The 19939-nt window shown below is 37.7% G+C and carries 19 protein-coding genes and 1 tRNA gene; 7 read left to right on the forward strand and 13 right to left on the reverse strand.

What is annotated here, in order from left to right; translation table 11 throughout:
• Window positions 1–25 precede the first annotated feature (25 nt).
• Window positions 26–98: transfer RNA gene (locus EV201_RS02085), tRNA-Lys, on the reverse strand.
• A 520-nt stretch (window positions 99–618) separates the two neighbouring features.
• Between EV201_RS02085 and EV201_RS02090 the strand changes: the two genes are divergently transcribed.
• Together EV201_RS02090 and EV201_RS02095 are read left to right on the forward strand one after the other, a co-directional pair.
• Window positions 619–1428 carry an SDR family oxidoreductase gene (locus tag EV201_RS02090; protein WP_130305742.1) on the forward strand — a complete coding sequence of 270 codons (810 nt, stop codon included), beginning with the start codon at window positions 619–621 and terminating at the stop codon, window positions 1426–1428.
• 139 nt (window positions 1429–1567) lie between these two features.
• Window positions 1568–2275 (forward strand): YebC/PmpR family DNA-binding transcriptional regulator, encoded by a 708-nt coding sequence (locus tag EV201_RS02095; protein WP_130305743.1) that lies wholly within the window; start codon window positions 1568–1570, stop codon window positions 2273–2275.
• An 80-nt stretch (window positions 2276–2355) separates the two neighbouring features.
• Here the strand turns inward: EV201_RS02095 and EV201_RS02100 are convergent, their stop codons facing one another.
• From EV201_RS02100 to EV201_RS02115, 4 genes are all read right to left on the reverse strand, one after another.
• Window positions 2356–3366 (reverse strand): YitT family protein, encoded by a 1011-nt coding sequence (locus EV201_RS02100; RefSeq protein WP_130305744.1) that lies wholly within the window; start codon window positions 3364–3366, stop codon window positions 2356–2358.
• 220 nt (window positions 3367–3586) lie between these two features.
• Window positions 3587–5977, reverse strand: coding sequence for a TonB-dependent receptor (locus EV201_RS02105; protein ID WP_165389562.1), 2391 nt, complete (start codon window positions 5975–5977; stop codon window positions 3587–3589).
• A 221-nt stretch (window positions 5978–6198) separates the two neighbouring features.
• The gene (locus tag EV201_RS02110; protein WP_130305746.1) at window positions 6199–7146 is read right to left on the reverse strand and encodes a phosphoribosylaminoimidazolesuccinocarboxamide synthase; all 948 of its coding nucleotides are present in this window, start codon (window positions 7144–7146) and stop codon (window positions 6199–6201) included.
• Between the two features lie 86 nt (window positions 7147–7232).
• The gene (locus EV201_RS02115; protein ID WP_130305747.1) at window positions 7233–8207 is read right to left on the reverse strand and encodes a PhoH family protein; all 975 of its coding nucleotides are present in this window, start codon (window positions 8205–8207) and stop codon (window positions 7233–7235) included.
• A gap of 169 nt (window positions 8208–8376) precedes the next feature.
• Between EV201_RS02115 and EV201_RS02120 the strand changes: the two genes are divergently transcribed.
• Genes EV201_RS02120 through EV201_RS02135 form a run of 4 tightly spaced genes read left to right on the forward strand, consistent with a single transcriptional unit; the run spans window position 8377 to window position 11641 of the window.
• Window positions 8377–9165, forward strand: a complete 789-nt coding sequence (locus EV201_RS02120) for an SAM hydrolase/SAM-dependent halogenase family protein (RefSeq protein WP_130305748.1) — start codon at window positions 8377–8379, stop codon at window positions 9163–9165.
• Window positions 9155–9436, forward strand: a complete 282-nt coding sequence (locus EV201_RS02125) for a putative quinol monooxygenase (RefSeq protein ID WP_130305749.1) — start codon at window positions 9155–9157, stop codon at window positions 9434–9436. Before EV201_RS02120 ends, EV201_RS02125 begins: the two co-directional genes overlap by 11 nt.
• An 11-nt stretch (window positions 9437–9447) precedes the next feature.
• On the forward strand, window positions 9448–10248 hold the full coding sequence (gene mazG, locus EV201_RS02130) for a nucleoside triphosphate pyrophosphohydrolase (protein ID WP_130305750.1): 801 nt from the start codon (window positions 9448–9450) through the stop codon (window positions 10246–10248).
• A gap of 40 nt (window positions 10249–10288) precedes the next feature.
• Entirely contained in the window at window positions 10289–11641 is a 1353-nt protein-coding gene (locus tag EV201_RS02135; RefSeq protein ID WP_130305751.1) for a peroxiredoxin family protein, read from the forward strand.
• On the opposite strand, the gene EV201_RS02140 is transcribed toward EV201_RS02135, so the two are convergent.
• The 8 genes from EV201_RS02140 to EV201_RS02175 form a co-directional block, all read right to left on the reverse strand.
• Complete coding sequence (locus EV201_RS02140) at window positions 11638–12147, reverse strand: hypothetical protein (protein WP_130305752.1); 510 nt, start codon at window positions 12145–12147, stop codon at window positions 11638–11640. The genes EV201_RS02135 and EV201_RS02140 overlap by 4 nt on opposite strands.
• Before the next feature lie 9 nt (window positions 12148–12156).
• Window positions 12157–12351 carry a hypothetical protein gene (locus EV201_RS02145; RefSeq protein WP_130305753.1) on the reverse strand — a complete coding sequence of 65 codons (195 nt, stop codon included), beginning with the start codon at window positions 12349–12351 and terminating at the stop codon, window positions 12157–12159.
• Between the two features lie 37 nt (window positions 12352–12388).
• Window positions 12389–13261 (reverse strand): RluA family pseudouridine synthase, encoded by an 873-nt coding sequence (locus tag EV201_RS02150; protein ID WP_130305754.1) that lies wholly within the window; start codon window positions 13259–13261, stop codon window positions 12389–12391.
• A 122-nt stretch (window positions 13262–13383) separates the two neighbouring features.
• Window positions 13384–13821, reverse strand: a complete 438-nt coding sequence (locus tag EV201_RS02155) for an NUDIX hydrolase (protein ID WP_130305755.1) — start codon at window positions 13819–13821, stop codon at window positions 13384–13386.
• Between the two features lie 134 nt (window positions 13822–13955).
• On the reverse strand, window positions 13956–14213 hold the full coding sequence (locus tag EV201_RS02160; RefSeq protein WP_130305756.1) for a DUF202 domain-containing protein: 258 nt from the start codon (window positions 14211–14213) through the stop codon (window positions 13956–13958).
• Between the two features lie 72 nt (window positions 14214–14285).
• Window positions 14286–15227: a pyridoxal-phosphate dependent enzyme gene (locus EV201_RS02165; RefSeq protein ID WP_130305757.1), complete on the reverse strand. Its 942-nt coding sequence runs from the start codon at window positions 15225–15227 to the stop codon at window positions 14286–14288.
• A 173-nt stretch (window positions 15228–15400) separates the two neighbouring features.
• A complete protein-coding gene (gene hemL / locus EV201_RS02170) occupies window positions 15401–16696 on the reverse strand; it encodes a glutamate-1-semialdehyde 2,1-aminomutase (RefSeq protein ID WP_130305758.1) in 1296 nt (431 codons plus the stop codon).
• An 11-nt stretch (window positions 16697–16707) separates the two neighbouring features.
• Window positions 16708–17409: a uroporphyrinogen-III synthase gene (locus EV201_RS02175; RefSeq protein ID WP_130305759.1), complete on the reverse strand. Its 702-nt coding sequence runs from the start codon at window positions 17407–17409 to the stop codon at window positions 16708–16710.
• Between the two features lie 290 nt (window positions 17410–17699).
• Here EV201_RS02175 and EV201_RS02180 point away from each other — a divergent pair, with 290 nt between their 5' ends.
• On the forward strand, window positions 17700–19889 hold the full coding sequence (locus EV201_RS02180) for a RelA/SpoT family protein (RefSeq protein ID WP_130305760.1): 2190 nt from the start codon (window positions 17700–17702) through the stop codon (window positions 19887–19889).
• Window positions 19890–19939 lie beyond the last annotated feature (50 nt).

A 19939-nucleotide genomic window follows, 5' to 3' on the forward strand; every position in this document is an offset into this window, starting at 1 on the left:
TGCAAGACTTTTGCTTGTCTTGTTGTGATCCCTCTGGGGTTCGAACCCAGGACCCCATCATTAAAAGTGATGTGCTCTACCAGCTGAGCTAAGGAATCAGTAAGAAGCTTTGTTTTCAAAAGCGTTGCAAATATAGATTCTTTAAATTAAATACGCAAACGGCAAATGCTCGTAATGCCCCGTTATTTTGATGCTGGAGCACGTTGAGAGCCCTTATGACGCTGGTTCGTAAAATGATATCAGAAAAGAAAAAAAACTGAAAAAAAACACATTTTCTTTTGTCAATGAATTCGCCTTTATGATAAGATTTGAAATGGGGCATTAAATCTGATTTTGTTTCTTGCAAGTTAAAACCTTTTTAGATTAATCTAAAGCTTTGTTTTAGAATAAACTGGCAGTGCCATTTGAGAAAAAATGAGAAAAATATAAGCCTGTTTAACCGTTTTGAGTGCATAATGGTCCGAAATTTCTAATTTCATAGCTTCAACTTATAATTTGTTCGAGATTGTACAATAAAGATTAAAAAAAATTAAATTTGTGCTTCTGTAAAAAGAAGATGAATTAAAACATGAAACATCTTCTAATCGCACTTCATAAAAAAAAAGAAAGAATAAGCATATGATCGATAAAATTGTTATTGTCACTGGAGCATCATCCGGAATAGGGAAGGCTTTGGCATTTGAGTTTGCATCGCGTGGATCGAAATTGGTCTTAGCCGCTCGTAATATTGAAAAACTAAGAGAGGTTGAGAAGACTCTAAGGGAACAAGGGACTGAAGTTCTCTCTGTAAAAACGGATGTAAGTATAGAAAGTGACTGTCAACAATTAATTTCAGAAGCGGTTGCCAAATTTGGACGGATTGATGTTTTGATTAATAATGCAGGTATTTCGATGCGTGCCTTGTTTAAAGATTGTGAACTATCCGTTTTGAAGAATCTGATGGATGTGAATTTTTGGGGAACGGTATATTGTACAAAGTATGCGATGCCCTATATCACACAATCGAAAGGATCAGTTGTAGGGGTTATTTCAATTGCAGGTTATGTGGGTTTGCCGGGACGTACTGGATACTCGGCGTCTAAATATGCCATTCGTGGTTTCCTTGATACACTTCGGGTTGAAAACTTAAAGACCGGTGTGCATGTTTTAGTGGCCGCTCCCGGATTTACAGCTTCGAATGTTAGGAATGTAGCTTTAACGGCAGATGGCAGCTCTCAGGGCGAAACACCGCGGGATGAAGCCAAGATGATGACGGCTGAAGTTTGTGCAGCACATATTGCTAAAGCGGTTGTAAAACGCAAACGTGAGTTAATTCTTACCTTTGTAGAAGGTAAATTTACGGTTTGGTTGAAAAAATGGTTTCCTTCTTTGTTGGAGAAATTAACTTATAATCACATGGCTAAAGAGCCAAATTCAGGATTGGAATAATTGACATACTGAAGCTTTGATCGTTTTCCATTCATTATTGTAATACATGGACATTTTTGGATCTGCGATATTAATCATCAAAAAATTTTATAGAATAAAAGGCAAGTGTTACATTTGCCCAAAATTATAATCATAAATCATGGGAAGAGCATTTGAATTTAGAAAGGCACGCAAATTTAAGCGTTGGGATAAGATGGCTAAGACCTTTACCCGAATAGGAAAAGAAATTGTAATGGCTATTAAAGAAGGTGGCCCTGATCCTGCATCTAATTCTCGCCTTCGTGCAGTAATCCAAAATGCTAAGGCAGCCAACATGCCTAAGGAGAATGTTGAGCGTGCGATTAAAAAAGCGACTTCTAAAGAACAAAAAGACTATAAAGAGATCGTTTATGAAGGATATGCACCACATGGTATTGCGGTATTGGTAGAAACAGCTACTGATAATCACATGCGTACTGTTGCGAATGTGCGTAGTTACTTTTCTAAAACAAAGGGAAGTCTTGGAACAACAGGTAGTGTTGAGTTCATGTTTGAGCATAAGTGTCATTTCAAAATTGAAAATACAGGTCAGGATCTTGAAGAACTAGAACTTGAAGTGATTGATTTGGGTGTAGAAGATGTATTTGCCGAAGAAGATGGCATCATGTTATATGCTCCATTCGAAGAGTTTGGTCGGATACAGGCATACCTTGAAGGCAATGATATTACACCACTAAGTTCGGGTTTTGAGCGTATTCCAATGGATACGAAAGAGCTGAGCGAAGAGCAAGTTGCTGATGTAGAGAAGTTGCTTGAAAAATTGGAAGAGGATGACGATGTGCAGCATGTTTTCCACAATATGGCCTAAGTCATACATTATTCAACAAAAAAGACCTTCAATAGCTGAAGGTCTTTTTTTTGTTTTTAAGAAAAATGGATTGTTGGGTGTTATTCCATTGTGTCAGTAAGAGATTTAAAACCTTTTCCTAATATCTCGTTTGTCTCCATAACAGTGATGAAGGCATTCGGGTCGATATGTTCAATAAAGTCTTTTAAAATTGATAGTTCACGTCGATTAACGACGATAAATATCATATTTTTATCTTGGCCGTCATACATGCCCTGACCTTTAAGGTAGGTTCCGCTTCGCTTCATATCTATCACAACCTTATCCCGAATTTCTTCGGTTTTATCTGAGATAATAAAAAGAGCTTTCTCAAATGTTGATCCCTGTATGGTGATGTCAATCACACGACCAGAGATGTATAGAACAATTAAAGAGTAAAGTGGAATTTGCCAATTCATTTCGACAGACAAACTGCATAGTATGATAATTAAATCAACGTAGATGATCATTTGTCCAACTGGGAGCTTGGTGTATTTGGATAGACTCATGCCAATGACGTCAGTTCCTGTGGAGGTGGCTTTCGATTTTAAGATCAACCCAAAGCCAAAGCCAATAAAGATACCACCAAATACACAGGATAGCAGTATATCATCAACCAAGGGAACAATTCCCCACCATTGGGTCAGAAGATCAATAAACAAAGCACTAAGAATAAAGCCGAAAATAGTTTTGAAGCCAAAACGAGGTCCCAATATCTTAATTCCACCCAATACCAAAACGATATTGACGATTAAACCTGTCAGACCAACAGGAATACCGCCCTCATACTGACGAAACATATCGTTTTGAAATGCCATAAAATGATAGGCGATATTGGAAAAGAAGTCTGAATATTCGGAAGCATCTAAAACATCAAACGGGCCGTGAGGGAATAAACCAATAGAAAGTTTGTGTACAATAATTCCGATACCGTTGGCACCTCCAGGGACTATAAAGTAGGGTGTGATAAAGAAAACATAACCCAGAGCCAGAATAAGAGCCCCAACCGCAAGTTGGGCATAATTATAAAACCATTTGCCAGAGAAAAGCTTGTCGTTTTGAATGAATGCCATGAAAGTCTTTGATTTTTAAGTTGTAAGACGAGTATGTGCACCCGTTTGCACTGTGCTCACTACAAAGCAAATAAGAATTTTCTAAATAATAGGGATTAAAGCGGTGAAATTTAAATTTATCTTATGGCAGGAACGTATTAAGCAAAAAAATCTGTGAACCCAAGCCTAATAGACTTTGAGATTCACAGATGTTTTTTTTAGGCTTTCTGTCGTTTACCTATTAAAGACCCGAACTTCTACGTCTTCTAATAGATTTGTAATTATTGATTTTGTAGCTTAAGCTTAATTTGAAAATAGGAGCGTCCATATCTACTTTATTGACTAGTATCAAATCTTCGTTCACATATGTCTTTTTCAGATCAGCTGTATTGAAGATGTCATTAATCGTAAGGTTGGCAGCAAGTCGTCTTTTGAAGAAGCTGTGCTTTATTGCTATTGTGGCTTTAAAACTATCATCGTTTTCGCCTTGTGCCCATTTTGATTTAGATTTGTAGAGCAAGTTTAATTGTATCTGAGTAATTTTACTAAGAGTGAAATATGAGATTTGTCGTAAATTCCAATTGGTATTTGAGGTTGAGAAACTGTACCTGTCCATGTAGTCACCTTCCACCTTATAATGCGAAACATCAGCAATAAGAATACTTTTCCACCATTTTGTAAGAGGTGAAATAAGAGATGATTCTAATCCAATTGTGTGATCAGTACCAATATTTTCAATGCCTGATAGAATGATGTCCGAGTTGTTTTCAACTAGAGTTTTAATATGTTCCATTTTATCTTCGGTCATTCTGTAGTACGTTTCAAAACTCAGACTATGCTTACCTAATTTTGTTTTGTAATTCAGTTCAAAAGAATTAATATACTGCGGTTTCAGATTTGGATTTCCCATTGTCCAATTATAACGGTCGTTCCAAATTACGAAAGGTTCAAGATTTGAACTTGAAGGTCTTTTTATGCGCCTTGAATAGTTGGCTGATAAACTACTTGTTTTATTCAATTTCAGATTGGAGTGTACACTTGGAAAGAAGTCCCAACGATTAATTCTAAAATTATCTCCAGCATACTTAATATCTCTATTGGTATTTTCAGCTCGAAAGCCCAATTGATAACTGAACTTATTCACTTTGCCTGAATATAGAGTATAAAGAGAATGAATTGTTTTATTATTATCGGATGTTTGCTCAAACTCAGGATGTGGGATATTTGTGCTCCCGAGTGTTTCTTCTAAGGTGCGATCACAATTGTATTCTTGCTTTTTAAACTCGTAGCCAGCTTCAAATTTATTATTTTTAGAGAGTGGGAGCGTGTAATCCGTGGTTATATATATGCCTTTAGCATCTTCATTAAATAAAGATTTAAATTGATTCTGAGGATCGTTTTCTCTCTTATTATCACTTAATATTGTTTTGTCATATTTCCTCTGTGTATAGTCGATAAAGATGTTTAGTTGATGTCCCTTTGTATTGAATTTTTTTAAGTAGTTAATAGTGGTCACAAAATAGTTGTTTTCACTCTCTGCTTCTTCCTTACTATTTTCGAAAATATGTGCGCCATTACTTTTATATTCATCGTATCGTAAATCATTGATGTTTTCGTAAAGTGCTCGACCATATTGCCCTGTAATACTAATTGAATTCATAGAATCAAGTTCCAAATCATAAGCACTTGATAGGTTTAGTGTTTTGGGTTTTCGATCCATGTCACCCGTAGCATCAAGATGCTCTTCTGGATTTGTATTGAGAATAGTTTTATTAATAGTTCTTTTTCCACCAATAGTTCTAATTGTATAATTAGCACCTAGTGAAAAATTATTTTTCTTTTGCTTCATATTAAGCATGCCGCTTGTTGAGAAGTTTTCGTGGCTACCAGGGCTTAGGTTGAAAGCAGCACTTGTTCCTTTAAGAGTGAATTTTTTACTAACGATATTAATTATACCTGCTTCACCATCTGAGCTATATTTTGCTGAAGGATTGGTGATGATTTCAATATTCTCAATTTGACTGGTAGGTATTTGGCTTAAAATTTCCTGAGCACTTCTTTGGCTTCGTTTGCCATCAATTAGAACCGTAAAATCGGAACTGCCTCTTAAGTTTACATTTCCATTGACATCAACATTTACCGAAGGTACCGTTTCCAGAACATCTATTGCTGTTCCTCCTGATGCTGAAAGCTGTTTGCTTACAGTAACAACCTTTTTGTCGATTTGATAGTTTATTGCGTCTTTATCGGAATTAACAACAATTTCTCGAAGTGCTTTGGTCGAAAGGTTCAGTTTTATGTCATTGAGTTTATTCTCTCGTTTATATGATCGGATGGCAATATCCGAAACGATCTTTTTTTCATAACCTATAAAGGATACTTCAATATAATAGTTTCCTGCATTTAGTTTTTTGATTTCGAAAAATCCGTCTTTATTTGTAATTGTACCATCAATTAATTTTGAATCATCTTGTTTAAATACAGAAACCGTGGCATATTCAATTGATGCGTTAGATTTCATGTCTTTTATATATCCATTTATAACTCCAAACTTTTCGTTATTGGTGGTTGTTGTAGCATAAATAGGATAGGTAGATAATAAAATAATGAATAGGGAAATGAGACGTTTCATAGATGTTGAAATTGACGAATGCATAAAAAGTTTATGCTAATTGGTATTTTAGTTAGTTAAAGGTTAAATATTGGTAGTGCAAATATAAGCTTGTTTTTCAATAAACCTAATTAATAACTTGTGTTTTTTTTACATAAAACTTGATTGCTATTGACTATAATGAAAAAGGCTGCTCTCAATTTATTGAGAACAGCCTTTTTTAAGTTATTATAGCTGAAGAATTAAATGTCTTTCAGGCAAGATGCAATGCCATTTTCAATTCTTGCATTAATATTGCTTGTATCGGCTTTTACAAATTTTTCTCCGATAATTTGTTCGTAAAGCTCAATATAACGCTCTGAAATTTGTTTGATACGATCTGCGTTCATTTCAGGAATTTCTTGTCCGTCTTTACCCTGGAATCCATTTTCCATTAACCATTCACGCACAAATTCTTTGGAAAGTTGTTTCTGGGGTTCGTTTCGGTCAATTTTTTCCTGATAGCCTTCTGCATAGAAGTAGCGAGATGAGTCAGGTGTATGAATTTCATCAATTAAATAGATTTGACCATCTTTTTTACCAAACTCATATTTGGTATCAACCAAAATCAAACCTTTCTCAGCAGCAATCTCAGTTCCTCTTTGGAAAAGAGCAAGGGTATAAGCTTCTAATTTTTCGTAGTCCTCTTTACTTACGATTCCTTGTGAAAGAATTTCTTCTCTTGAGATATCTTCGTCGTGACCTTCATGAGCTTTGGTTGTAGGTGTGATGATCGGTTTCTCAAATTTTTGATTCTCAACCATACCTTCAGGAAGTGCGACACCACAAAGTGTGCGTTTGCCAGCTTTATATTCTCTCCAGGCATGTCCGGTTAAATAACCACGAATCACCATTTCAACCATGAAAGGCTCTGCAAGGTGGCCAACTGTTACCATTGGATCCGGAGTCGCGATTTTCCAATTTGGAACGATATCAGCCGTTGCATCCAAAAATTTGGCCGCAATTTGATTTAAAACTTGTCCTTTGAAAGGAATACCTTTAGGAAGAACAACATCGAATGCTGAAATTCTATCAGACACAACCATGGCCAGGTACTCGTCGTTGATATTATATACGTCACGAACTTTTCCTACGTATAAATTCTTTTGATTGGGAAAGTTGAAATCTGTTTTTACAATTGCTTCGTTCATCTTTACAGATTGATTTATAATTTATAAAATGGTAATTTTTTAATTAAATAGGAGTTTGAGCTCCTTTGCCTGCAAATTTAAAAGATTTATTCCTCTTTTTTCCACTTTTTCGCCTTGTTTTCTTCATCTATTTCGTAGGCGCTTACAATTTTTTTAACCAAAGGATGTCGGACAATATCCGACTTGTCGAATTCGATCATAGCAATGCCTTTGATATCCTTCAAAATATGGAAAGCTTGCACCAAACCGGATTGTTGTTTTTTTGGCAAATCAATTTGAGTAATATCACCTGTAATCATAAATTTTCCACTTATTCCCATTCGTGTCAGAAACATTTTAAGCTGTTTACTGGTCGTGTTTTGAGCTTCGTCCAATATTACAAAAGCATCATTCAGCGTTCGTCCTCTCATATAGGCCAAAGGAGCAATTTGAATGATTTCAGCTTCTAAATAACCAGCTAGTTTTCTAGGAGGAATCATATCCAGAAGAGCATCGTATAAGGGTTGCAAATAAGGATCAATTTTTTCTTTCAAATCACCTGGAAGGAAACCTAAATTTTCTCCTGCTTCCACAGCGGGTCGACTCAGAATGATACGTTTAACTTCGTTGTTGCGAAGTGCTTTTACAGCGATGGCAACAGCTGTGTAGGTTTTCCCTGATCCCGCAGGACCAATGGCAAATATCATATCGTTATTTTTAGACGCTTCAACCAGTTTTTTTTGATTAGGCGTTTTGGAACGGATGATTTTACCATTATTACCAAAAAGAATCAAGTTTTTAGGGTCCTCAGGATTCTCAATTTCTTTGTTGTTTTCGAGTACAATCCGTTTTAGATTGGCTGCAGTCAAAACATTATATTGGTTGTAATGTTGAAGGATGAGATTAATCTTGTTTTCAAATAAATTCAGAGTTTTGACTTCACCTTTTACTATAAGTTCATTTCCTCTTCCAACAATCTGCAGTTTGGGAAACAATTCTTTTAGAATATCAAGTTTAGTATTGTTAATACCATAAAAGTCAAGTGGGTCAATTGAGCCTATAGATATTGTTCTTTCTATCATAAATTTTGATCGAGATTTATTACATTTGAGCCTACAAATTAGTTATTTTTTTCGATTGATTTAGATTTTATCCATTTGCACTTACAGGCTTTCTTTAAATTATTGACTGATAAGCAGCCACTATTTAATTATAGGATGAAAACCAAGCTTTTATAAAAAGATTTTATTCATGGGTGTTATTACGATATGCAGCGACTGGAATGATCGCGATTATTATTTGGGGGCTTTAAAGGGACGTTTGTTGTCGCTTTGTGAGGGGGCGCAAGTTGTCGATCTAAGTCGGAACATTGAATTATACAATATTTCTCAAGCCGCTTTTATTGTAAAAAATGCCTATCATTATTATCCCGAAGGTAGTATTCATATTATTACAGTGAACTCTGAAGAGGGCGCCGAGCAGTCACATGTGGTGGTGAAAAATAACGGACATTATTTTATTGGAACCGATAATGGCATCTTTAATTTGATGTTTAGGGATCAGCCTGATGAAATTATAAAACTGAAGGCGGATGAAATTGACAGTCGACTGATGAACTTTCCGGAATTGGCTGTTTTTGCACCGGCAGCGGCTCATCTATTTCATAAAAAGCCTTTGTATGACATGGGTGAAAAGATCAGTACGCTTTATAATATGGTACCTATTCGAGCCTTGATTCAAAAAGATACAATGACGGGAAAGGTTATTTATATCGACTCGTATAGCAATGCTGTTGTAAATATCTCAAAAGAGCGTTTTTATTCAAGTTTGGAAGGTCGGGATTTCGAAATACTGGTACAGAGTAATCAGCATTTAATCACAAAAATAAGTCAGCATTACAGCGATGTGCCAGAGGGAGACATTCTGGCTATATTCAATTCAGCGGGTATGCTGGAGATTGCTATGAATAAAGGTGAGCTATCTAAATTATTGCAAATAGATACAAATTCAGATATTAGAGTTAAATTTCATGATCGTTAGATTTGTTAAATTAGAAATACAGAATCAGCATATTGATGATTTTAAAGCATTGACTGCAGGGGAGAAAGAAGATATTGTGGCTTTTGAAGGCTGTTCTTTTCTCGAGATTTTGCAGGATGTGAATAATAAGAACCTCTTTTTTTCTCATAGTCATTGGCAATCAGAAGATGCACTTAACAGGTACCGGGAATCTGATTTTTTCAGAGGGAACTGGACACAGGTTAAAGAATGGTTTGCCGCAAAACCCGAAGCATGGAGCCTGGAGAGATAAGAATAACAGAAATGAGTGTTAAAAAAACGCAAGGAATGGATGAAAATTTGAAAGCTTTTGAAGAGCTGCTACATATTATGGACGAACTGCGTCTGAAATGTCCATGGGATAAAAAACAGACCCTTGAAAGTCTGCGAACCTTAACTATTGAGGAAACTTACGAATTGGCTGATGCCATTTTAAAAGATGATAAGCAAGAGATTAAAAAGGAGTTGGGTGACTTGCTTCTACACATTGTGTTTTATGCCAAAATTGGTTCGGAAACCAATGACTTTAATATTGCTGATGTTTGTAAAGGTATTAGTGAAAAGTTGATTTATCGTCATCCCCATATTTTTGCTGATGTACAGGTTGCAGATGCCCGTGAAGTGGAAGAGAATTGGGAGCAATTGAAACTGAAAGAGAAAAATGGCAAAGGAACGGTTTTAGAAGGAGTTCCTCAATCCTTACCCGCCATGGTTAAGGCCAATCGCATTCAGGATAAAGTTAGAGGTGTTGGTTTCGATTGGGAAGAGAAAGAACAGGTCTGGGATAAGGTGAAAGAGGAGATTGCTGAGCTCGAAGTTGAGATTAAAGCAGGTAATCAGGATAAAATCGAACAGGAATTTGGAGATTTATTCTTTTCACTCATTAATACGGCTCGTTTGTATGGGGTCAATCCGGAAAATGCTTTGGAACGAACCAACACGAAGTTTACCAAACGTTTTAATTATTTGGAGAGTCAAACCATCAGCCAGGGACGCAATCTAAAGGAAATGAGTTTAGAGGAAATGGATGTGATTTGGGAACAAGCCAAGCAATTCGACCGATAAGCAGTTCTGATTTATTAAGCCAAGCGACGCCTTTTATTCTATGAGATTTTTAAGTTTTATTTTTCTTCTGATTAGCCTCAATGCCTTTTCTCAACAACAGATGACTTTGTCTGTAAAAGTTGAGAATCACATTTCCGAACAATTTTATCTTCAAGGGGGGAGTGAAATGGGACTGGTTACTATTGACAGTTCCCGAGTGAAAGCTTTTGGGACTCTTTTTATTCAATGGAAGGGAAGACCTGATTTTTATCGTCTATCTGATGGTAAAGGGCATTTCCTCGACTTTAGGATGACAAATTCGAGTTTGTCCTTTGAGATAAAAGGCCGGTTTTCTGATGCTGAGTATATTTTTGACTCAGAGGATAAGAATAATCAGGTTCAATACTATTTGTCCGAATTTGATTATTACAAAAGTGAGGCAGAGAGCTTGGCAAAAGCATACAATCAGGCCCAGGCTGATGATCAGAAAGAAGTTGAAAAGACCTATAAAACCTTACAGAAAGAGAGCGAAAATTTAATCAAAGATTTGTGGTCGAAAAGAACGAATGATTGGTCCTTACAGCTTGCTTTGGCACATGCTGACAGGCTTCCGGATCTGGACAATAAAATAAAAACAGGCCCATTTATCGATCAGTTTTTTGAATACTTTGACTTTACGGATAGTTTGATCGTTGGGTCACCTTGTTTTTATGCCAAACTAGACCGCTTCTTTGATTCAAAGCAAATGCAATATTTAATTGAAAGCAATGATTCTAAGGAGATTGAGCTTGCTATTCAACATATTTTTTGGCTGTCAGAAGTGAATAATCATGCCCAGGAATGTCTGATGAATTACCTTTTGAATAGATTTCCTCATAAAACGCATGCTAGCATACACGAGCAGGTTATTAAAACGTATAAGATGGCCAACAGTTGCGAATATGTGTTGGCCAGTAAGAGTATGAGAGAGAGAATGGAAAATGATAAGAGTTTTACCAAAGGATCTAAGGCTCCAGACTTTGTCTTAAGCAATTGTTTGAACTTGAATCTGGAATCTTTTTCAAAAGTCAATAGCGATCTGACTCTTTTGATTGTGTGGTCGGCACATTGCGAGGAATCTCTTGATTTGCTGACACGGATAAATCGTTTGTATCATACTTATCAGGAAAAGGGGCTGGAAGTGGTTGCCATTTCAATCGATCACAATCTTATGGCTTGGGAAAATTTTGTTGAGGAGCATAACTATTCATGGGTAAATGCCTGTGATAAGGCGGGATTGAAATCAGAATTTGCTATGGCTTACAATATTACTTCTACGCCCAATATGTTTTTGATTTCTGCTGATCAGATCCTGGTTTCGAAACCACTTACTTTTTATCAACTTAAAAGGGAGATTGAAGATTTCCTTGATTAAGCCCTCAGTTTCCTGAGAATTAGTTTCCCTCTGGACTTAAAGCCGGGCGTTCCTTCATTCATATGTTCTTCTATAATCAGAGATAATTCGTTTTTGATATCGGGTTCTTGCTGAGAAAAATTAAACAGGATCTGCATGGCATAAACACGTACAGCCACAGGTGTCGCATTGGAAATGAGCAAATCGAAACAACGGTTAATAAAATCGCCGGATATTGTTTCAGGAAGTGGTTCTGAACTAATTAGTTTCAGGAGTTGTCTTTGCTTACTCTGGCATTCCAAATTGGGAATAAGTTCAATCATTTGTGAGATATAGGGGCGAACTAATTCGGGTGCCTCATCATAAACTTTATCCATCAACCAGGTGGCTCGCCAGGTATTCTTCTCAGGGCGTAAAGCGAACTCCCAGAGCTCAGTCATATATTTGGGTTCTTTAGATATATCTTTTGCGATGAGCATGGCGGCTTCTTTACCCGGGAAAGTAGAGAGGATTGCTTCAAAATCCATAGGTTATTTTTATTTTTTTGTAAGCTTATTAATGATCTCTTCGTATTCTTTTAAACGATGTTCCCTAATCGGTCTGATTTTGGGTTCAGTTGTGAAGTGTAATAACAAACAGGGGCTTATCGATTTGTATTCATCAACATACTCATAAGCTTTCAATTCATTATTTTTGATTCGCTGCTTTATTTTATTGTGGTAGGGATACATCTGAATTTGTATTTAGAAATATTTAGACGACTTTAATCTAATCAAATATCTTTTTAAATCTTTGAGGAAGTTCATCCTTCAGGTGTAAATTTTCATTTGTAAAGGGATGTATAAATTTTAAAGAATAGGCATGGAGGTACAAACCTTTCCCCTTTAAAATTAGATTCTCAATTCCATAGGTTTTGTCTCCTAGTATTGGATTCCCAATACTTGACAGATGAATACGCAATTGGTGTCTCCGTCCCGTTTGAGGTTCCAGTTGAACCAGATTGAGTTTTCCAAATCGTTCTGATGTAACAGATTGGCATACTGTGTAATTCGATTGTGATTTTTTGCCATCAATCTCTGAAATGATTTCTCCTTTAGATTCCATTTCGCCTATAGTGATTGCATAGTAGTTTTTGTTAAGCTCTTTGTTTTCGAACATCTTGTTGAGAGTACGAATACTACTATTTGTTTTACCAACCAATAGAATACCAGTGGTTGCATAATCCAATCGGTGAACAGGTTGGGGCCTGGTTGCATCTGAAAGGGGACTTGGCTTGATATTTTGAACCAGGGCGTTGGCAATGGTTTTAAAATGATTACCACTCACCAATATGCCTGCAGGCTTATGAATCACAGCTAGATAATCATCTTCAAATAAGACATCAAGAGGAAAGATGAGTTTTTTCTTAGGAGCGACTTCTTCCGGAATGAAAATGTTAATGGTTTCACCTCCTTTTATAAAAGTAGCTGTACTTGCAATATGGCCATTAACCCTAATCTGTTTTTTCTTTAAGGCTTTTTTTAGGGCCGATTTGGTTAAGGCTGCATTAAAAATCCCGACACCATATTCTTGCAGACGTGTAGGAGTGATTTGTTTGGGAACAAGATGACTTTCGCTTGGTTTTGTGGTGTTTTTCTTCATATTTAATACTGGTCTTGCTTAGTTTATTTGGATTTCGGGTTGTTATTTTATCAATAACACGTTAAGCAAGCCTTTTTTTTTCAAACAGCTGAATATACGACATATTTAGGGATCGGTCAAGTTTAGCTGTTTTGTTTTCTCATTCTCTCTTTTACAACATGATCAAGCAATAGGGGTTGAATGAATGGGTAGGTCAGTTCAGCTGGCATTTCACTGTAAGCCTTCTTTTCAGTTATCTCGAGTGTTAAAGCTTCACCAAATTCCTGAACGTCGGCATAAGCAAGCAGTCCGTAGGTTTTTTCTGAATCGACGCTCACCGAATAGATGCATATGGCTTTTAAACTAAAGCGAGTCGCTCCGGTTTCTTCAATCAATTCCCTTTCGGCTGTTTTCAGAATATCCTCATTGGATTCTCGTCTGCCACCGGGAATCTCCCATGTTGTCCGTTCTCTGTGTTTCACAAAAATCCAATTGCCCTTACTATCTGCTGTGACAATAACGGCATATTTTAACGAGTCATTTGCAACTTCATTTAGAGTATGGAATTCAACTTTTAGCATTTGTTTATTTTGAGATTTTCCACATATCGACGAGGATATGATATGGTCTTTAGAAGTGAGACTTATTAAATATTTAAGGTATGCGATGGCGGCTGGTTCTATCCATTAGCTTTTGTCAAAGCCAATGATTCAAATTAATGGTAATATTTATTGATTTTTGTTTTCACATGAAAGAAACGTACGATTCCAATTAGCATAACTAGGAATGCTATTATAATAAAGAAGTAGGCTAATAAGATTAGATTGTGCAACATGTCAATTTTTAGAATCGCAAAGCCCGAACTCAGGAAAACAATGCATGTCCTGAAATAAGCTAAAAACGTACGTTCGTTAGCCAATTTTGTTCTTTCTATAGCTAAGAGGTCCGTTTTGTTAATTTTCTCATGATCCATACTTTCTGTTTTTTGAATAGTGCCTAATTTGTTTTACTACTATTTCTTGTTGAATATCTTTAGCCGTTGATATTAAAAAGGTAAATTTCCCAGATCTACATTTCCTCCGGATAGGATGATGCCAATTTTCTTGCCTTTGAATTTGTCCTTTTCTTTCAGAAGGGCGGCCAGAGCCACAGCGCTTGAGGGCTCAACAATGATTTTCATGCGTTCCCATATCAGTCTCATGGCAGAAACAATCTCGTCTTCTTCTACACGGATGATTTTTTCAACGTAATCGCGAATAATGGAGAAAGTCTTGTCTCCCAAGGAGGTTAATAGCCCATCAGCAATGGTTTGAGGATTGGCTTGCGGAATCAGTTCTCCTTTTTCAAGTGATTGCCAGGCATCGTCAGCTCCTAAAGGTTCACCAGCGATGACTTTGGTTTTAGGTGAAAAGTGGCAGGCAGCCAAAGCTGTTCCTGAAAGCAGACCACCACCACCAACAGGAGCAATAATATAATCCAAATCATCATGTTCTTCAATCAACTCCATCGCAGCTGTCCCTTGGCCCTGAATCACCTGATAGTCGTTGTAGGGATGTAGAAATGTAGCACCTGTTTCTGCAACGACTTTATTTAGGGTCGTTTCTCGGGCTTCAAGATTTGCTTCACATTCTATAACTTGTCCACCATAACCTTTTACCGCTTTTTTCTTAACCTCAGGGGCATTTTCGGGCATAACGATATAGGCTTGTATTGCTTGCAATTTTGCTGAGAGTGCCAGAGCTTGAGCGAAGTTTCCCGACGAATGGGTTGCAACGCCACGTTTCTTTTGCTCATCGCTCAGTTGCAGAATGGCATTGATCGCGCCTCGCATTTTAAAGGCACCCATTTTCTGGAAATTCTCACATTTGAAATAGAGCTGTGCGCCTGCAATTTGATCAATTAAACCAGAACTTAAAACGGGTGTATTATGGATATATGGCTTGATTCGTTGATGTGTGTCGAGTAGATTTTTTTTACTGATGTGCATGATTTAGGCTTGAGTTTGTTATTGGATATAAGCTAAACGTAAATCTACAAAATTTGAATCAGACTTGACTTGACCAGAGGTAAAATCGTCCTTTGATTTGTCTTGCGATCACTAGTCAAAAAATCCCAAGCTCATTATCTGAACTTGGGATGATATATAAAGTCTTAAAAGGTTTACGCTTTCATGGCTTCCAATGATTCCTTAGCGGCCTGAATGGTTTTATCAAGCATCTCGTAAGTTAATGAGTTTGAAAGGAAATAACTTTCGAATGATGATGGTGGCAAGTAAATGCCGCGTTTCAACATTTCGTGGAAGAATTTAGGAAACAGCTCATTATTGGCCGTAGCTGCTGTGTCGAAATCAACCACATCCACATCGGTGAAGAAAACCGAGATCATAGAACCACAACGGTTAATTTTGTATGCGAATCCTGAATCAGCTAAGACTTTATCCAAGCCTTTGTGAAGGTATTCACACTTATCAGCCAGTTCGGTGAAATGCTGGGGTTTCTCATTCAATTCAGTCAGTAGGGTATAACCTGCAATCATGGCAATTGGGTTACCTGAAAGCGTTCCAGCCTGATATACGGGTCCAACAGGAGAAACCACCTTCATAATCTCGTCAGGACCTGCGTAAGCCCCAACCGGCATACCGCCGCCAATCACTTTACCAAAGGTGACCAAATCAGCTTTAACGCCAAAGTATTCCTGAGCACCCCCTTTAGCCAGACGGAAACCGGACATCACCTCGTCGAAGATCAATAGAATCCCTTCTTCGTCGCAAATTTGACGCAATTCTTCGAGGAATCCTTTTTTAGGCAATACACAACCCATATTACCCGCAATGGCTTCGATGATAATTGCGGCAATCTCACCCTTATTATCAGCCACAACTTGCTTGACGTTTTCAATATCGTTGTATTTGGCAGTCAGGGTATCGTTAGCCGTACCCGGCGTAACACCTGGTGAGTTTGGCTCACCAAAAGTACTGGCACCACTACCTGCTTTAATCAAAAACGAATCGGAATGACCATGGTAGCAACCTTCGAACTTGATAAATTTATTTTTCCCTGTATAACCACGAGCCACACGAATAGCCGACATACAAGCCTCTGTTCCTGAATTCACCATTCTCACCTTATCGATATTGGGAACCATATCCACAATCAGCTTGGCAATATCAATTTCCAATCCGGTTGGTGCCCCAAATGAGGTTGAATCTTCAACCTTATTCTTAATGGCTTTAATCACACTTGGGTGAGCATGGCCCAAAATCATTGGCCCCCATGACGAAATGTAATCGATGTATTCATTATCATCTTCGTCGGTCAGTATACTGCCTTTTGCTTTTTTGATAAAAACGGGTGTGCCACCTACGGATTTAAAGGCTCTAACGGGTGAGTTAACACCTCCGGGAATGTACTGCTGAGCTTGATCGAACAGTTCGGAACTTCTTTTGTATTGGTGCATATTAGTCAGTTTTATGAGTTTAAATATTGATTACAAGATTGTATTAAAGCGTAAACATTGGTTTGATCGGCCAGCATCACATTATCGGAGTAGTCGACAAGCGCCACAGCCGTTGTATAACCAATGGCAAAGCAGGGCTGGTTGTTCTTTAGTTGGTAGTTCTTAAAAAAACTGTGAACCGCACTTGGGCTGCAAAAACAGATGGCATCATAGTTCTCCAAATCGATTTCGGGCTGAATTAAATGCGTTTCGTAAACCTGTATTTCCTTATAAGGGGTGTCGTGCTCTTCGAAAAAGTTGATCAGCGTATCCTGACGCAGGTTGCCCGTAAAATACAAGAACGATTCAGAACTTTGCTCTTCGAGTAGGTGTGATAAGGCTTCGGCATTCTGACGTTGGGGAATCTCGGCTGTGAGATCGATGTTTTTGAGCAGTTCTGCTGTTTTTTCTCCCACAGCATAGCATTTATTCACCTTGTCAAACTGAATCTTTGCTTGAAATTGCATCAGACTCCGAACCGCATTTTGGCTGGTGAATATCCAATTGGGGTAATCTCCGGAATTGATGATATCGATGGTCTTTTGATCAAGCTGACACAAATCGATACGGATAAAAGTGTGATGATCAATCAAACAGTTTAGCTTCGTCCCAAATTCAACTTGTTCTGAATTCAGGTTTCGGGTAAAAAGGATGCGTTTAGGTGTCTTTGTCATGTGTAATTTTAATGATTCGAGCTGTCGAAGCAAACAAATTTAATAAATCATCGCATTATTTCAACATGAGATTGCCTCTATCTTAGGTAAAATTAATTACAGCCTGTCAAGCGTTAAAAAACGATAATCTATTTGCCATTGAGATGAAGCTTTTATACTTTTAGTCGAATTATAAAAGGGCATTTTCATTGTTCTTTTATCAGCTGATCGTTGAATTTAGAAAGGCGTTTGTTATATAACAGATATAATAAAAGCTCCGGATTTGAGTTCTAAATTGTAAAAAGAAACTTATGGTGGCTATAACACAAGAAGAAGAGGAAAGAAGACAAATACTCTATCGATATAAAAATCTCCTGAAATCATGTAAGAATATTATTTCTCAGGATGATATCAAACTGGTTCGAAAGGCTTTTAATTTAAGCCTGGAAGATCATGAAGGAAAGCGAAGAACCAATGGGGACCCAGCCATTTTCAGGACACTTGAAATTGCAGAGATTGTGGTGTCTGAACTGGGCTTGGGACGTACATCGGTTATTTGTTCCATGCTTTACGATATTGTTCAGAAAAAGCATATTAGTATTTCAGAGGTTAAATCGATGTTTGGTCCTAAGGTGACTCAAATTATTGAGGGCTTGGTCAAGGTTACTGAGATTTATGCACAAAATCCGACTTTGCATACGGAGAATTTCAGAAAGCTGCTTTTGAGTTTTGCTGATGATGTTCGCGTTGTGCTGATTATTCTGGCCGATCGATTGTTTCAGTTGCGTAATGCGGGAAATAAGAGCCGGGACATACAAATCTCTCTGGCCAAGGAAATCAACTTTCTTTATATCCCATTGGCGCATCGTTTGGGCATGTATCAGGTTAAATCATCAATGGAAGATTTAGCTTTACGATATCTTGAGCCTGAAATATATTTTGAGCTGGAGCAGAAACTTAAGGATACTGAAGAGGAACGTGAGGCCTATATTAAAGACTTTGTGGCGCCTATTCGCACAGAGCTGGATAATTTGGGAATCAAGTATAAGATAAAAGCCCGTACCAAGTCGATTGCTTCTATTCTGCATAAGATGAAAAAGCAGCAGGTTGAGTTCGAGGAAGTTTACGATATTTTTGCCATCCGAATTATTATTAAAGCTTCGGAGAAGAAAGAAAAGTCAGAATGCTGGCAGGTTTATTCGGCTGTTTCTGATTTGTATCGTCCCAATCCACAACGTATGCGCGACTGGATTACCATCCCCAAATCGAATGGGTATGAGTCTTTGCACACTACGGTGATGGGCTTGCAGGACCGATGGGTCGAAGTTCAGATTCGAAGTAAGCGAATGAACAATATTGCCGAGAAAGGTTTTGCGGCTCATTGGAGATACAAAGGCGATAAGGGCGATGGTGGTCTGGATAATTGGCTTCAGGATATTCGGGAAGTTCTTGAAAGTAGAGAGGACAGTAGTGTCGACTTAATCGATGATTTTAAAGCGGATTTATACAGCAAGGAAATTTATGTTTTTACGCCTAAGGGGGATTTAAAGCAATTAAAATCAGGCTCTACCTTGCTGGATTTTGCCTATTCCATTCATTCTGATTTGGGTGATAAGTGTATTGGCGGAACAGTCAATCAGCGTAATGTTTCCATTCGTCAGGTTTTGCAGAATGGCGATCGGGTATCCATAACCACCTCCAATAATCAGAAGCCTAAATCGGACTGGTTGAGTTTTGTGGTCACCACAAAGGCAAAGAATAAAATTCGTCAAACCATCAACGAAGAGCGGGTTAAGGAAGCTGATCTTGGAAAAGAGATGCTGATGCGCCGAATGAAGAACTGGAAAATTGAGTTCTGTGATGAGAATATCCGAAAATTACTGAATCGTTACAAATACAAGTTGGCTTCTGATTTGTATTACAATATTGCTATAGAAACGCATGATCTTTCAGAGATTAAAGAGATCATGGTGAAAAAGGAGGAAGAAAAAGCCACTGTTGAGCACAAAATCGCAGCCCCTAAAGCTCAGGAAAAAGGGGGTGAGGATGTTTTGATTGTGGATGAGAATATTGCCAATGTGGACTACACCCTGTCGAAGTGTTGTAATCCGATTTTTGGGGATGAAATCTTTGGTTTCATTTCTATTGGGAAAGGTATTCGTATCCACCGTGTATCCTGTCCCAATGCCAATGAGATGCTGACGCGTTATCCTTACCGTGTGGTTAAATCAAGCTGGACATCTAAAGGAAGTGCTTCCTATCAGGCCGTTTTGCATATTACAGGAGAGGATGAGTTGGGTATGGTGAATAACATCTCAGAGGTGATCACCAAAGACCTGCGGGTTAAGATGCGTTCCATTCAGGTTGAGACCAATGCCGGTGGTTTTGAGGGTAAATTAACGGTTGTGATTTCAAATATCGACCATTTGAATAACCTGATAGCCAAACTGAAACAAATTAAAGGTGTCAATAAGGTATCACGTTACGATATGGTTGTCTAGTCGTAAAAAGAAAAAAGCAGTGTATCGTCAGCTTAAGGTCAGAAGATTTT

This window comes from Ancylomarina subtilis (assembly GCF_004217115.1).
Taxonomy (GTDB): domain Bacteria; phylum Bacteroidota; class Bacteroidia; order Bacteroidales; family Marinifilaceae; genus Ancylomarina; species Ancylomarina subtilis.

Excerpts from the sequence above, each read along its gene's own strand:
- EV201_RS02090 (WP_130305742.1), top strand. The coding sequence starts at position 619 with ATGATCGATAAAATTGTTATTGTCACTGGAGCATCATCCGGAATAGGG.
- EV201_RS02095 (WP_130305743.1), top strand. The coding sequence starts at position 1,568 with ATGGGAAGAGCATTTGAATTTAGAAAGGCACGCAAATTTAAGCGTTGG.
- EV201_RS02100 (WP_130305744.1), bottom strand. The coding sequence starts at position 3,366 with ATGGCATTCATTCAAAACGACAAGCTTTTCTCTGGCAAATGGTTTTAT.
- EV201_RS02105 (WP_165389562.1), bottom strand. The coding sequence starts at position 5,977 with ATGAAACGTCTCATTTCCCTATTCATTATTTTATTATCTACCTATCCT.
- EV201_RS02110 (WP_130305746.1), bottom strand. The coding sequence starts at position 7,146 with ATGAACGAAGCAATTGTAAAAACAGATTTCAACTTTCCCAATCAAAAG.
- EV201_RS02115 (WP_130305747.1), bottom strand. The coding sequence starts at position 8,207 with ATGATAGAAAGAACAATATCTATAGGCTCAATTGACCCACTTGACTTT.
- EV201_RS02120 (WP_130305748.1), top strand. The coding sequence starts at position 8,377 with ATGGGTGTTATTACGATATGCAGCGACTGGAATGATCGCGATTATTAT.
- EV201_RS02125 (WP_130305749.1), top strand. The coding sequence starts at position 9,155 with ATGATCGTTAGATTTGTTAAATTAGAAATACAGAATCAGCATATTGAT.
- mazG (WP_130305750.1), top strand. The coding sequence starts at position 9,448 with ATGAGTGTTAAAAAAACGCAAGGAATGGATGAAAATTTGAAAGCTTTT.
- EV201_RS02135 (WP_130305751.1), top strand. The coding sequence starts at position 10,289 with ATGAGATTTTTAAGTTTTATTTTTCTTCTGATTAGCCTCAATGCCTTT.
- EV201_RS02140 (WP_130305752.1), bottom strand. The coding sequence starts at position 12,147 with ATGGATTTTGAAGCAATCCTCTCTACTTTCCCGGGTAAAGAAGCCGCC.
- EV201_RS02145 (WP_130305753.1), bottom strand. The coding sequence starts at position 12,351 with ATGTATCCCTACCACAATAAAATAAAGCAGCGAATCAAAAATAATGAA.
- EV201_RS02150 (WP_130305754.1), bottom strand. The coding sequence starts at position 13,261 with ATGAAGAAAAACACCACAAAACCAAGCGAAAGTCATCTTGTTCCCAAA.
- EV201_RS02155 (WP_130305755.1), bottom strand. The coding sequence starts at position 13,821 with ATGCTAAAAGTTGAATTCCATACTCTAAATGAAGTTGCAAATGACTCG.
- EV201_RS02160 (WP_130305756.1), bottom strand. The coding sequence starts at position 14,213 with ATGGATCATGAGAAAATTAACAAAACGGACCTCTTAGCTATAGAAAGA.
- EV201_RS02165 (WP_130305757.1), bottom strand. The coding sequence starts at position 15,227 with ATGCACATCAGTAAAAAAAATCTACTCGACACACATCAACGAATCAAG.
- hemL (WP_130305758.1), bottom strand. The coding sequence starts at position 16,696 with ATGCACCAATACAAAAGAAGTTCCGAACTGTTCGATCAAGCTCAGCAG.
- EV201_RS02175 (WP_130305759.1), bottom strand. The coding sequence starts at position 17,409 with ATGACAAAGACACCTAAACGCATCCTTTTTACCCGAAACCTGAATTCA.
- EV201_RS02180 (WP_130305760.1), top strand. The coding sequence starts at position 17,700 with ATGGTGGCTATAACACAAGAAGAAGAGGAAAGAAGACAAATACTCTAT.